Origin of the sequence: Pleomorphomonas sp. JP5, from assembly GCF_023721815.1 — a bacterium.
Classification (GTDB): Bacteria; Pseudomonadota; Alphaproteobacteria; order Rhizobiales; family Pleomorphomonadaceae; genus Pleomorphomonas.
In genome coordinates, this window is the sequence record NZ_JAMDLI010000022.1 from 330545 (window position 1) to 344185 (window position 13641).

General features: G+C 63.6%; 13 protein-coding genes. 8 read left to right on the forward strand and 5 right to left on the reverse strand.

Annotation, left to right across the window (positions count from 1 at the left end; translation table 11 throughout):
* Positions 1-6 precede the first annotated feature (6 nt).
* Positions 7-2118, reverse strand: coding sequence for an ATP-dependent DNA helicase RecG (recG, locus tag M4J40_RS20880; protein ID WP_251756342.1), 2112 nt, complete (start codon positions 2116-2118; stop codon positions 7-9).
* Positions 2119-2545: 427 nt separating this feature from the next.
* On the opposite strand from recG, the gene M4J40_RS20885 reads away from it, so the two are divergent.
* The 5 genes from M4J40_RS20885 (at position 2546) to M4J40_RS20905 (ending at position 5645) form a co-directional block, all read left to right on the forward strand.
* The gene (locus tag M4J40_RS20885) at positions 2546-3334 is read left to right on the forward strand and encodes a TatD family hydrolase (RefSeq protein WP_251756343.1); all 789 of its coding nucleotides are present in this window, start codon (positions 2546-2548) and stop codon (positions 3332-3334) included.
* Positions 3334-4161, forward strand: coding sequence for an MBL fold metallo-hydrolase (locus M4J40_RS20890; RefSeq protein ID WP_251756344.1), 828 nt, complete (start codon positions 3334-3336; stop codon positions 4159-4161). Before M4J40_RS20885 ends, M4J40_RS20890 begins: the two co-directional genes overlap by 1 nt.
* A gap of 246 nt (positions 4162-4407) precedes the next feature.
* Entirely contained in the window at positions 4408-4569 is a 162-nt protein-coding gene (locus M4J40_RS20895; protein WP_251756345.1) for a DUF3563 domain-containing protein, read from the forward strand.
* A 302-nt stretch (positions 4570-4871) separates the two neighbouring features.
* Positions 4872-5027, forward strand: a complete 156-nt coding sequence (locus M4J40_RS20900; protein ID WP_251756346.1) for a DUF3563 family protein — start codon at positions 4872-4874, stop codon at positions 5025-5027.
* A 462-nt stretch (positions 5028-5489) separates the two neighbouring features.
* The gene (locus M4J40_RS20905) at positions 5490-5645 is read left to right on the forward strand and encodes a DUF3563 family protein (protein WP_251726468.1); all 156 of its coding nucleotides are present in this window, start codon (positions 5490-5492) and stop codon (positions 5643-5645) included.
* Between the two features lie 147 nt (positions 5646-5792).
* On the opposite strand, the gene mazG is transcribed toward M4J40_RS20905, so the two are convergent.
* Both mazG and M4J40_RS20915 read right to left on the reverse strand, forming a co-directional pair.
* The gene (mazG, locus tag M4J40_RS20910; RefSeq protein WP_251756347.1) at positions 5793-6626 is read right to left on the reverse strand and encodes a nucleoside triphosphate pyrophosphohydrolase; all 834 of its coding nucleotides are present in this window, start codon (positions 6624-6626) and stop codon (positions 5793-5795) included.
* 94 nt (positions 6627-6720) lie between these two features.
* Positions 6721-7431 carry an HAD family hydrolase gene (locus tag M4J40_RS20915; RefSeq protein WP_251756348.1) on the reverse strand — a complete coding sequence of 237 codons (711 nt, stop codon included), beginning with the start codon at positions 7429-7431 and terminating at the stop codon, positions 6721-6723.
* 89 nt (positions 7432-7520) lie between these two features.
* On the opposite strand from M4J40_RS20915, the gene M4J40_RS20920 reads away from it, so the two are divergent.
* The 3 genes from M4J40_RS20920 (at position 7521) to M4J40_RS20930 (ending at position 11450) form a co-directional block, all read left to right on the forward strand.
* Entirely contained in the window at positions 7521-8249 is a 729-nt protein-coding gene (locus tag M4J40_RS20920; RefSeq protein WP_251756349.1) for an HAD family hydrolase, read from the forward strand.
* A gap of 259 nt (positions 8250-8508) precedes the next feature.
* Complete coding sequence (gene guaB, locus M4J40_RS20925) at positions 8509-10014, forward strand: IMP dehydrogenase (protein WP_251756350.1); 1506 nt, start codon at positions 8509-8511, stop codon at positions 10012-10014.
* A 119-nt stretch (positions 10015-10133) separates the two neighbouring features.
* Entirely contained in the window at positions 10134-11450 is a 1317-nt protein-coding gene (locus M4J40_RS20930) for an RsmB/NOP family class I SAM-dependent RNA methyltransferase (protein ID WP_251756351.1), read from the forward strand.
* A gap of 6 nt (positions 11451-11456) precedes the next feature.
* Here M4J40_RS20930 and M4J40_RS20935 read toward each other — a convergent pair whose 3' ends face one another.
* Entirely contained in the window at positions 11457-12629 is a 1173-nt protein-coding gene (locus tag M4J40_RS20935) for an MFS transporter (protein ID WP_251756352.1), read from the reverse strand.
* Between the two features lie 171 nt (positions 12630-12800).
* Positions 12801-13592, reverse strand: coding sequence for a TOBE domain-containing protein (locus tag M4J40_RS20940; protein WP_251756353.1), 792 nt, complete (start codon positions 13590-13592; stop codon positions 12801-12803).
* Positions 13593-13641 lie beyond the last annotated feature (49 nt).

Sequence of the window (13641 nt, forward strand, 5' to 3'; positions counted from 1 at the left end):
CTGTCTTCAACCGGCACGGATCAGCCGCACCGCTTCATCTCGCCCGAACAGATAGAGCAATAGCCGAAGGGCTTCCCCACGTGGCCCCTCCAAACCCGCATCGCGGGCAAGGAGCAGGGCGGCGTCGTCGCGGGCGGTTTCCATCAGCGCGCTGTGATGCTCGGCGCGTACGAATCGGAAGCCGGGCAAGCCGCTTTGCCGGGTGCCGAGCAACTCGCCACCGCCTCGTAGCTTCAGGTCCTCCTCGGCGATGCGGAAGCCGTCTTCGGTGTCACGCATTACCTTCAATCGCGCCTTGGCCGTTTCACCGAGCGGCCCCTTGTAGAGAAGCACGCAGGACGAAGACTTGTCGCCGCGCCCGACCCGGCCCCGCAACTGGTGCAGTTGGGCAAGGCCGAAGCGCTCGGCGTGCTCGATGACGATGATGGTCGCGTCCGGCACGTCGACACCGACCTCGATGACGGTTGTCGCCACCAGGATATGCGCCCCGCCGTCCTTGAAGCGCGCCATGGCGACGTCCTTCTCGGCCGCCTTCATGCGACCGTGGACGAGGGCCACGTCCTCGCCGAAGTGCTGGCGGAGGTCGGCGTAGCGCTCCTCGGCGGCGGCAAGGTCGATGCTTTCGCTTTCCTCGACCAGAGGGCAGACCCAGTAGACCTTGGCGCCTTCCTGGCGAATGGCGGAGCCTATGCGCCCGACGATCTCGCCGATCCGCTCCTGCGGTACCGTGACGGTGGCAATCGGTTTGCGGCCGGCCGGCTTCTCCGTGAGACGGGAGACGTCCATGTCGCCGAAATAGGCGAGCATCAGCGTGCGTGGGATCGGTGTTGCCGTCATGACGAGCAGGTCGGTCGTCGGCCCCTTGGCCGACAGTGCCAGCCGCTGGTGGACGCCGAAGCGGTGCTGCTCGTCGACGATCGCCAGCGTCAGACTGCGGAACTCGACCGCCGTCTGGAACAGCGCATGGGTACCTACGACGATGTCCACCTCTCCGGATGCGATCCGTTCCAGCGTTTCGCGGCGGCCTTTCGCCTTGTCGGCGCCGGTCAAGAGCGCGAGCCGCAGGCCGGCCGCTTCGGCCAGGTTCGACATGGAGCGCGCATGCTGGCGAGCCAGCAGCTCGGTCGGCGCCATCACTGCCACCTGACCGCCGGCCTCCACGGCGGCCGCCGCGGCGAAAAGAGCCACCATGGTCTTTCCCGAACCGACGTCGCCCTGGATGAGGCGCACCATGCGCGAGGGCGAGGAGAGGTCGGCAACCGCGTCGGCTATGGCCGCTTCCTGGGAGGCCGTCAGGCGAAAGGGCAGGGCGACGCGGAGGCGGTTGGCGATATCGCCTGTCGGCAGGCGCGGTCGGCTCGCCACGCCCTTGAGCTGTCGGCGCACCAAGGCGAGAGCCAACTGGTTGGCGAGCAGTTCGTCATAGGCGAGGCGCGTCAGTGCCGGGCTCGGCTCGTCGGTTGTCTCTGGTTCCTCCGGCTTGTGAAGGTATCTCAGAGCCTCGGCAAAGGTCGGCCAGCCCTCGCGGCGAAGATGGGCGTCATCGAGCCATTCGGGTAGCGGCGGAAGTCGCGAAAGCGCTGCGTCGGCAAGGCGAGCGATCAAGCGGCCGCTGACGCCCTCCGTCATCGGGTAGACAGGTTCGAAACGCGGCAGTTTGTCGGCTTCGGCTTCCAGCACCACGTGGTCGGGATGGCTCATCTGGAGCACGCCGTTGAAGCGCTCGACGCGACCGGAAACGAGCACCGTCTCGCCCAGGGGATAGAGCTTCTCGAGCCACCCCTTGTCGGCGCGGAAATAGGTGATGGCAAGCTCGCCGCTGTCGTCGTAGACCGAGATGCGGTAGGGCGCTCGCGACTGCGGCGGCGTCGGCCGATGGCGGTCGACATGGACGCGCAACGTGACGATCGCGCCCTCAGGCGCCGATTCGATCAACGCCTCGTGGCTGCGGTCGATGAGCCCAGTCGGAATGTGGAAGAGCAGGTCCAGCACCACGGCGTCGCGCGCGGTTTCGCCGCCCGGGCCGACAAGCTTCTCAAGCTTGGGCGCGGTACGTGGCCCGACACCGGGGAGCGACGTGAGTGGCTGGAACAGCGGATTGAGGAGATCGGGACGCATTGGAGGATGTTAGGGCATCCGCCCGAAAAGTTGCAGACTTTTCGGATGGGCGGATGCCGAGGGGAGTACCCAGCCGCCCGAAAGTTGCAGACTTTTCGGATGGGCGGATGCCGAGGGGAGTGCCCATCCGCCCGAAAATTGCCGACGTTTCTGGTGCAGACCCTGACGGCGGCAAAAAAACGGACGCCCGAAGGCGTCCGATAATGTGGCAGGCAAAAGCCGCCGGCTTCTTTCAAATGCTACCGACAAAATTCATGGTTGCTCGACGGAATGGATGTCGCAACCAGAGCTTTCTTAGTCGTGCGGCGTGAGAGTTTTGTGACGACCGGCGCGTAGCGCGGATCAGCCCGACACTCGCCGCTGCTCGACAGCGCCGGTGCGAGCGGCTATGTCGGAACAATCCCTTGTTCTATTGCGTTCAGCTCCAATGATCGTCGACAGCCACTGCCATCTCGATTTTTCCGATTTCGCCGGTGAGGCGGATGCACTTCTTGCCCGTGCCGCGGCGGCCGACGTGCATGTCATGGTGACCATCGGTACGCGTGTCCGCGACTTCGACAAGGTCCGGGCAATCGCGGAGGCCCATCGTCAGGTCTACTGCACGGTGGGAACCCATCCGCACGAAGCCGAGAAAGAAGCGGACGTCGGCGTCGAAGAGCTGGTGTCACTGGCCTCCCACCCCAAGGTGATCGGTATCGGTGAGGCGGGACTCGACTACTTCTATGATTCCTCGCCTCGGGACGTACAGGCCGAGGTCTTTCGTCGGCATATCGCCGCGGCCCGGATCACCGGCCTGCCGCTCTGCATCCATTCGCGCGATGCCGATGACGACATGATCGCCATTTTGGAGGAGGAAACAGGGAAGGGCGCCTTTCCGATCCTGCTTCACTGTTTCTCATCCGGCCGCGAGTTGATGGAACGGTCGGTGGCGCTCGGCGCCTTCATTTCCTTTTCCGGCATCCTGACGTTCAAGCGATCCGACGAGCTCAGGGCTATCGCCCGTGACGTGCCCGCCGACCGTTTGCTGGTCGAGACCGATGCGCCCTATCTGGCGCCATTGCCGTGGCGCGGCAAGCGCAACGAGCCCGCCTATGTGGCGCACACGGCCAAGGTTCTTGCCGAGGTCAAGGGCGTTCCCCCGGCAGAGATGGCAGAGACGACGACGGCCAACTTCGCCCGGCTGTTCGCCAAGGTGCCGCGCGAGGTGTTCGCGTGATGACCGGACGCATGCGCTTTACCATTCTTGGCTGCGGCGCGTCGCCCGGCGTGCCGCGCATCGGTAACGACTGGGGCGCCTGCGATCCCAACGAGCCGCGCAATCGCCGTCTCAGGTCGTCTCTGATGGTCGAGCGGTTCGGTGAGGGCGGCGGCGTTACCCGCGTTATTGTCGATACTGGCCCGGACTTCCGCCAACAGGTCTTGCGGGCGGGGGTCGGCGAGGCCGATGCGGTGCTCTACACCCACTCCCATGCCGACCATATTCACGGCATCGACGAGCTCAGGCAGTTCTTTCACAACAGCGGTCATCGCGTGCCCGTCTACGCCGACGAGGCGACCGCGGCACGGCTGAAGGACGCCTTCGGCTACTGTTTCGAAACGCCCCTGGGGTCCGGCTATCCGCCCATCGTAGCCGAGCATCGGGTCGAGGCCGGCGTGGCCTTCTCCATTGAGGGCCGGGGCGGCGTGATCGGGATCACGCCCTACACTCAGACGCACGGCGATATCGTCAGCATCGGCTATCGCTTTGGCTCGCTTGCCTACTCTTCCGATGTCAGCGCCATCCCCGAGGAGAGCTGGCCGCTGATCGAAGGTGCGACGGTGTTTGTCGTCGATGCGCTTCGCTACAAGCCTCATGTCAGTCACTTCTCGGTGGATCAGGCGATTGAGGCTGGTCGCCGCGTCGGGGCCAAGCTGACCGTCCTTACCCATATGCACCACGACCTGGATTATCGCACGCTGGCTTCCGAGCTTCCGGCTGGTGTCGTTCCGTCTTTCGACGGCATGGTGATCGAGAACGACGCGGTGGTTGGCGCTTCCGACTGAGGAGGGCGCCGTGACGTTACGGAAAGTCGCGGATGAGTCCGGACTTTTGTGGCGCGTTCAACTTGCCTGAATCGACCGTGAAGAAATTGTGTCGTGTTTTCCGGTCCCTGCATGGCTGGCTTGCGCGGCCGCTTCTAGCTCCTCTACGACGAAAGTCTATATAAGTGGGCAAGGCGATGGGAGCTGAACCGTTCCGGGGCAGCCATATTCCCTCGCCGGTCCGTATCGTTGAGAGAAGTGAAAGCCATGTTTGGTCCGCTAAAGAAGGTTGCCCGCGCCTTTCGTGTTCCCTCGACCGAGGAACGTGAGCTGCAGTACCTTAGCGCCGCTGGCGACCGTATTGAGCTTGAGTACCGCCAGCGCGAGATCGATCGCGGTCTGTTCCGGCGCGGTCCCTACGGTCTCTGATGGAAGGTTGCCCGTTCCGAATGGGGCGGATGCAACACAGATGCGACATGCCAAGCGCTCCGGGGCCGAAAGGTCGGAGCGCTTTGTCGTATCCGGGCCGGCAGTCGTTGCTTGATGCCCCGCAAGTTTATCTGAAGACGAACTATAGTTATTCTTCATGTCGGGTTTCGTCAGGCGCATGGCGGCGTTGCGGTATCCGCGCTGGTACGATCAGCAGAAATAGCTATGTTGTGTCTTGCAAGAGCAAGAAAGGAACGCCGGAGCAATGATGATCCCGGCGGCACCCCAGAAAGGATGCAGCTATGTTTGCCAACCTGAAGAAGGCTTTCCGTTCCGTCACCGCCTCAGCGCGCGAAGCGGCATACCTCAATGAGGCTGGCGATCGCATCGATCTCGAGCTTCGCCAGCGCGAAGTCGATCGCGGTCTGTTCCGCCGTAACCGGAACCTCGGTCTCTGATCTAAGAGACTGTTTCGAAATAACAAAGCGTTGGCACAATTTGGTGCTGGCGTAAGGCCGACGGAGGATGGTCGGGCAAACCCCAGGGCCTGGATCCTTCGTTGCAAAGCTCCTGACCTGACGACGAGCGCCCGCTAGGCTTGATTGCCCGGGCGCTTTTTGTCGTTTCGGCGGTAGCTGTTTTTCCCGGTCACCACTCTTTCTCCCAGAGCTCGGCGTAGGTGCGGTGGTGCGTTAATCGCTCGTTAAGATGTTCCGCCGGGGGTGAAGTGAAATGAAGTTTCTCTGAAACCCTGCAAAAGAAAATCTGTTGAGACCAATTCGCAGGACGCATGCGCGTCATGCAACATTCGATCTGGTCCAAAGAACAGAATGTATTATCTTCATGACTGTCAGGACAGAGGAACGGATCGCTGGGTCCTGAAGAAAAACCGGCGGTTCGTGGATCGAAAGGAAGAAACAATGTTCACTCATCTGCGCAAGGCCGCCCGCGCCCTTCGCCCCGCCACTGCCGCCGAACGCGAGCTTGCCTACCTTAACGAGGCTACCGACCGTATCGACCTCGAGTATCGCCAGCGCGCCGTCGATCGTGGGATGTTCCGCAATGCCGGCTTCTGAGCGCCGTCACATCGATCCCGTCATAGGGATCGCTCGCCAGCTACCCCGGACCACGAGCCGCAGGCTCGACGACGGTCCGGCCCCGAGAGGTCTGTGAAACCCGGCCACCGTGCCGGGTTTCTCTTTTTTCGGTCACCGCAGAACCGGTCAATCCGCGGTTTTGGCTTCTTGCCAGAGAGCTTCCATCTCATCGAGCGTGGCGTTTTCGGGCCGTCGTCCGGCTTCCTCCAGCTTTCGCTCTATATATGAGAAGCGCTTCCTGAATTTCTCGTTGGTCGCTCGTACGGCCGCTTCCGGATCGATGTCGAGATGGCGGCCAAGGTTGGCGAGGGCAAACAGAACGTCGCCGAGTTCAGACTCGATTGAAGCGCGCACGTCGGCTTTCTTGCGCACCTCCTTGTCGGCCCGATCCATTTCGGCTTCCAGTTCGTCGAGTTCCTCGCGAATTTTCGCTAGAACCGCGCGCGGGTCGTTCCAGTCGAAGCCGACCGTCCCGGCCTTGTGCTGCAGCTTGACCGCCCTCTGCATCGGCGGCATGGCCACCGATACGGCATCAAGCAGGCTCTTCGGCATTTCGCCGCCATGGCGTGCCGCCCTCTCGGCCTTTTCCTCGGCCTTGATCTTCTCCCACAACCCCTTGACGAGGTGCGGCGTGCGCGCCTCCTCCGGTCCGAACACGTGCGGATGGCGGCGGATCATCTTGCGCGTGACTGCCTCCACCACGTCGGGGAAGGCGAAGGCGCCTTCCTCTTCGGCTATGCGGGCGTGGAACACCACCTGCAACAGGAGATCTCCCAACTCGTCGCAGATGTCGTGCCGGTCGCCACGGGCAATCGCCTCGGCGACCTCGTAGGCTTCTTCGATGGTGTAGGGCGCTATGGTCTCGAAGGTCTGCTCGAGATCCCAGGCGCAACCTCCCTTTGGATCGCGCAGCCGGGCCATGATGTCGATCAGGACGGAAATGTCGCGTCCGGGCTGCATGGCGGAGACTCCTTAGCTGTGCGGGAAGGGCGGCGCGAGACTTCGCGCGGTGGGGCGGCGGAGTCAACGCCAAACTCGCGGTGATGCCGCCGTGTCAGTTTGCGCTATGGGAGGCGAGGAAGGCCGGGAGCGCGCCAATATCCGCGAGACAGGCGTCGGCAATCGGTTCGAGCGTCGCTGCATCCCCAGTTCCACTCAGAACGCCGATGACGAGGCCGGCGCCGGCGCTGCGTCCCATGTCGATGTCATGGCTATTGTCGCCGACGACGGCGATCTCCGATGACTTCAGGCCGAGCGCCTCGGCAAAGGCGAGGGCCATGCCGGGACCCGGCTTCACGCCGTGGCCGCTGTCATAGCCAGCGACGAAGGAGATGTGATGGGCGAGACCGAGGTGATCCAACATCAGGCGGATGGATGCCTCGTTGTCCGAGGAGGCGATGCCGAGCGTCAGGCCCAAGGTCCGGAGCGCCGAAAAACAAGCTTCGAGATTGCCGATCGGGACCGAACGGGTTGCCGAGGCGGTGAACAGCGCGTCGAGCCGATCGGCGAGGTCGTCGAGAGGCAGGGGGCTTCCAGCTTCCACCCAAGCAGCGGCGATCTCGACGGTGTGGGCCGCCGCGAGCAGGCTGCCGGTACGGGTGATCATGCTCGTCCTGTCCATGCCGCCCAATGCGAGAAGGCGGCCGGCAAGGAGTTCGTCACCGGCCGCCGCAATGTCGGCAGCGGCAAGATTGATGGGCCCCCAGGTCCGGTGGTAATCGAGAAGGGTGCCGTCCTTGTCGAACAGCACGGCGCGGATCGGCATGTCTGGTCCTTTCGAGAGGGGCTCGTGCGGGCTTGCTTAATGGCAGCTCCGGGCGACGGCAACCTCCGCGTTTCAAGGAGAAGCGTTACATGGTTCAGGCGACGGTCACCACACTTGGCTTCGATGCCGACGATACGCTTTGGCAGAACGAACAGTTCTTTCGCCAGACCGAGGAGCGCTTTCTCGAACTGCTTGCCGATTTCGGGGATCGTTCGGCGCTATCGAGCCGACTGTTCGCGGTCGAGAAGCGCAACATCCCGATCTATGGTTTCGGCATCAAGGGGTTCGTGCTGTCTATGATGGAGACGGCTCTTGAAATCAGCGACGGCCGGCTGGATCCCGGGATAATAGCTCGCGTCCTGACCATGGGGCGCGAGATGCTCAACCACCCTGTGGAACTGCTGCCGGGAGTGCGCGAGACTCTGGAGGCGCTGGCGGATCACTATCCGCTTGTTCTCATCACCAAAGGCGATCTGTTCGACCAGGAGCGCAAGCTCACGGCGTCCGGCCTCGCCGATCTGTTCAACGCCGTGGAAATCGTTTCCGACAAATCCGCTTCGACCTATGCTCGCGTGTTCGCGGCCCGTGGCGACGGGGCGAACAAAGGATTGATGGTCGGCAACTCCTTGCGCTCCGACATCTTGCCGGCTCTCGAGGCCGGAGCCTATGCCATGCATATCCCGCACGATCTGACCTGGACCTACGAGCACATCGAGGAACCGGTCGAACATCCACGTCTTTTCGTCGAGGAAAACATTCAAAAGGTCTTCGAAGTAATTGAAAAAATTAATATAAAAAGCGTTGATCTGAGGATCTGATTCCGGACGCTGATGTGGTGAATCCGGTGGCTCTCGTCGGGTGCATTTCACTTCGTGCATTGAGTCATGCGGCGCGGCTATCCGTCCGCGCTTTCGCGTAAGTATACCAAAGTCGCGCTTTTGCCTTTGCCAAATGCCGCGTCCGTGGTAGAGACCACCGCCAACTTCATTCGGTGATGAGTGCTTGCTCCGAGTCGCGAAACGCGATTCCGGACAGGCGTATTTTCATTTCGTCGCCTGCGAGCCCAAGGAGTTGGTCATGGCCTCATTCTTCGTTCCCTCCGCCGGTGGCGATCACGCGCTGACATTCGACGACGTCCTGTTGATGCCGGGGCACTCCGAGGTCCTCCCGGCCGACACGGACGTTCGCACCCGTCTGACCCGCACCATCGAGCTGAACATTCCGCTCTTGTCGTCGGCCATGGATACGGTAACGGAGGCGCGGCTGGCCATCGCCATGGCGCAGGCCGGCGGCATCGGCGTCATTCACCGCAATCTCGACGTCGAGACCCAGGCCGAGCATGTCCGGCAGGTCAAGAAGTTCGAGAGCGGCATGGTCGTCAACCCGGTGGTCATCGGCCCCGAGGCGACACTGAAGGACGCGCTCGACCTCATGAAAGGTCACAACATCTCCGGCATTCCCGTGGTGGAGAACGCTGGAGACGGCGGTCGTACCCACGGGCGCCTGGTCGGCATCCTGACCAACCGCGACGTTCGCTTTGCCTCCGACCCCAACCAGCGTGTCTATGAACTGATGACGCGGGAAAACCTCGTCACGGTGCGCGAGGGCGTCAGCCACGACGAGGCCAAGCGCCTGCTTCACCAGCACCGTATCGAGAAGCTGCTGGTCGTGGATTCCGCCTATCAGTGCGTCGGCCTGATCACCGTCAAGGACATCGAGAAGGCTCGCCTGAACCCGAACGCAGCGAAGGACGATCAGGGGCGTCTGCGCGTCGCCGCGGCCACTACCGTCGGCGACAAGGGGCATGAGCGCTCGCAGGCGCTGATCGATGCCGGCGTCGACGTGCTGGTGGTCGACACTGCCCACGGCCATTCCGAGTATGTTTTGAAGGCCGTCACCAAGGTGAAGAAGCTGTCCAACCATGTGCAGGTGATCGCCGGCAACGTGGCGACCGCCGACGGCGCCAAGGCGCTGATCGACGCTGGCGCCGACGCGGTCAAGGTGGGTATCGGTCCCGGCTCGATCTGCACCACGCGTATCGTCGCCGGTGTAGGCGTGCCGCAGCTTACGGCCATCATGGAGGGGGTCTCGGCCGCTCAGGAGGCCGGCGTGCCGGTGATCGCCGACGGTGGCATCCGCTTCTCCGGCGATTGCGCGAAGGCGCTGGCGGCGGGCGCCACGGCCTGCATGATCGGTTCGCTACTGGCTGGTACCGACGAGAGCCCCGGCGAGGTCTATCTCTATCAGGGCCGCAGCTACAAGAGCTACCGGGGCATGGGCTCGGTGGGTGCCATGTCGCGCGGATCCGCCGATCGCTACTTCCAGGCGGAAGTGCGCGACCAGTTGAAGCTGGTGCCCGAGGGGATCGAGGGGCAGGTGCCCTACAAGGGGCCGCTCGGTTCGGTCGTCCACCAGTTGGTGGGTGGCATTCGGGCCGCAATGGGTTACGTCGGCGCCAAGACCATCCCAGATCTTCAGGAGAACAGCCGGTTCGTGCGTATCTCCTCGGCCGGCATGCGCGAGAGCCACGCCCATGACGTGACCATCACACGCGAGAGCCCGAACTACCCCGGCTCCGCCTGAGCCGTCGGCTTCGAGAGCAAGTTTTGCAGTATTGACCTGCGGCCGCCGGGCTTGCCCCCGGCGGCCGTCTCATTCATATGTCGGCGACGAGACTAGACGGGCAACCGAGGGATATCGAAATGAGAGACGGCGGCAGGATCGCGGCGGCGATCGAGGTGCTGGAGGATGTCGAGCGCACACGGCGTCCGGTTCAGGATGCGCTCAAGGACTGGGGGCTCAGGCACCGTTTCGCTGGATCCAAGGATCGCAGCGCCATCGGCAATCTGGTGTTCGACGTGTTGCGCCGCAAGGCATCGCTGGCCGCCATCATGGGCTCCGACAGTCCGCGTGCCCTGGCTCTCGCCGCCGCGGTGCGTCTTTGGGGGCGTAGTGTGCCCTCGCTCGACACGTTGTTTGCCGAAGACAAGTTCGCTCCGCCGCCGCTTACCGACGACGAGCGCAGCTCGCTTGCCGAGGGGGCCGTTCCCGCTGATGCGCCGGACTGGGTGAAGGGTGATTATCCGGAATGGCTGGCCGGTTCGCTGGCGCGCGCATTCGGTGATCGCGTGGTCGAGGAAGGTGAGGCGTTGGCCGGGCGCGCCGACGTCGACCTTCGCGTCAACACGCTCAAGAGCGATCGTGAGAAAGTGCTCGCTGGGCTCACCCATCTCAAGGCCGAGCCTTGCCGCTGGTCCCCCGTCGGCATCCGTATTCCGGCCGTCGATGGCGATCTTCGGCCCGGCCACGTCTCTTCCGATCTTGCCTACAAGAAGGGCTGGTTCGAGGTTCAGGACGAAGGCAGCCAGTTGGCGGCGCTCGTCGCCGCTGCGGGCGGCGGCCGGCAGGTGGTTGACCTTTGCGCCGGGGCAGGCGGCAAGACGCTGGCATTGTCGGCAGCGCTCGGCAACCACGGCCAGATCTACGCCTATGACAGCGACAAGCGTCGTTTCGGCGACATTCTCGATCGAATCGATCGCTCGGGCAGTCGCAACATCCAGATTCGCGAACCGCGTCGCGACCAGGATGTGCTGGTCGACCTAGCCGGCAAGAGCGATCTCGTGCTGGTTGACGCGCCGTGCACCGGCTCTGGCACGTGGCGGCGGCGGCCTGACGCCAAATGGCGTCTCGCGCCGGGAGCGCTTGAGATCCGGCTCAGGGAGCAGGCGGCGGTACTCGATAACGCGGCCAAACTGGTGAGGGCCGGCGGTCGCATCGTCTACATCACCTGTTCGGTGCTGCCGGAGGAAAACGAGGAACAGATCTCCGCCTTCCTTGCTCGTTCGCCGGATTTCGCCCTGGGAGACGCGGCCGCCGCCTTCGCAACGGTGACCGGCACGGATGCGCCGGATCTCGCCTGTCTCCACATCGAAGGGAGAGACGGGGCGATGCTGCGTCTGACACCGGCGCTGACCGGCACGGACGGCTTCTTCGTCGCCATCCTCAACCGGGCAGGCTGATCGTCTTCAGGCGCTGGCCGGTTCGGCCGCTTCCGGAGCCTTGCGGTCTCCGGGGCGGAGCGAACCGGTGAGCAGCAGGCTGACGAACAGGACGGGGATCAGAAACATCAGGCCGATCCGGATTCCAAGGAATTCGGCCAGGCCGCCGATCACCAGAGGACCCGCCAGGAAGCCGAGAACGTAGATCGCCGAGAGTATGGCGACGTTGCCGGCTGGCGTTCCCGGTATCGAAGTGACGGCCGTCACGGCCATCGGGAAGGCTGTGGATATGCCAAGACCGATCATGCCGAAAGCGACGGCTCCTACCCAGAAGTTGCTGGCCACGGACAGCAGCAGGGCTCCGCCAAGGGCGATGGACACGAAAAGCCGACCCATCGCGACCATGCCGAGGCGCCGGCGCAACGTATCCCCCATGAACCGGCCTGCCGACAGCAACGCCGCGAAAACCGCATAGCCATAGCCCAGCATGGCGGTCGGCGTACCCGCTTCGTCGCGCAGGAAGATGCCCGACCAATCGCCCATGGCGCCTTCGGTGACGGCGAAGCCTATGCTGAAGATGCAGACCAGGAGCAGGGCTCTTGGGGGGATGGCGAAGAACGAGGGCGCGGGCGCGTCGCTCCCTGCCGGCTTGATCGGCTCCGCCGCGGGCAACTTCAAACCGACCCAGACGGCAACCGGCAGTACGACCACCACGGACAGCACCAGTGCTTGGGTGACCGACAATCCCAAGGTGGCCAGCGTGGCGCCGACGAAACTTCCGACGCCGATGCCGACGCTCCAGCAGCCGTGGCAGGTGCTCATGATGAGGCGTCCGGCTTCTTGTTCTATGCGGGCCGCCTCGACGTTCATCGCGAGTTCCGCCAGCGCCAGAAGAGCGCCGCAGGAGGCGAGGATCAGGAACAGCGAGGGAATGTTGAAGGCCAGCCCCGGCAAGGTCAGGATCAGCAGCATGCCGGCAAAGGCGGAAATCAGCAGGTTTCGGGCGCCGACGGCGTCGCAGATCCGGCCGGCAAATGGCAAGATCAGCAAGTTGGAGATCGGCATGCCCAGAAGGGCGAGCGCGAGTTGAGCCGGGCTGAGGCCAAGGCCCGCCTGCACTTCGGGGATACGCGACAGCCAGTTGCCGAAGACGAGCGGCTCCAGGAAGAACATCAGCATGATCAGGCGGACTTGGGTCATCGTATCACCGGATGAAATGACGAAGCTTTAGAATCGATTCAATCGAAGCTTTAGCGCCAAATCCATGCCGACGCCAGATGGGAAAGCGCTGTGGGAGGCGTTCCTTTCACATTGGCAAATCACCGGGGCTGAAACTGCCGGCCGATGGATCTTTCTTACGATCGCGAACGCTCAGTCTATGGCGACAATGACGTGCCCGGCGTCGAACAGGGCAAAGGCGGGGGAGCCTTCCTCCAGCGACAATGTCTGGGCCGATCGGGCGGTGATTGAGGCGGCGATGGACTTGCCGCCACCGACGTCAAGTACGACTTCGGCGTTGACGGTACCAACCTCGATGCGGGCGATGCGGCCTGCGATGCGGTTGGCGACCGAGACGGCTGGCGGCTCGGTCCCCGGGGCGATCATCACGAAGGGCGCCTTGATGAGAACGATGGCCTCGCGACCGACGACCAGCCCCAGGTCCCTGAGGCTGCCTGCGGTCACGGTGGCGTGGATGGTGGTTTCGCCCGAAACGGCGACAGCGACGTCGGCATTGAGAGCGTCGGAGTCGATGGAGACGATGGTGCCGCGGAGCACGTTGCGCGCCGATGTTCGCATGAAGTAGCCCGAAAATAGGTTGAGAGGGGAAATGCCGCTGCCGTCGAGGTCCGGCTCTATCAGGCGGACCACGCGGGCCATCTCCGCCTCCATGCGGCGATAGGCCTCGATCACCTTTGCGCCGGCCGGTGTAAGCGTTGCGCCGCCGCCGGCCTTGCCGCCGGTGCGGGTTTCCAGCATGGGCTGACCGAACAAGTTGGCGAGCGCGTCGAGCCAGTCCCAGGCCGCCTTGTAGGTGATGCCGACCGCTTTGGCTCCGGCCGAGATGCTTCCCTCGCGGGCAACGGCCTCCAGCAGGCGAATGCGATCACCGTTGACCGATGACGAACCGTCGCTTCTGAGGGTGATCGAGGCATTGATGGGCATCGAGGGGCGTTCCTTCATTACGGAAGCCGCCCGACCGATCATGGTCCGG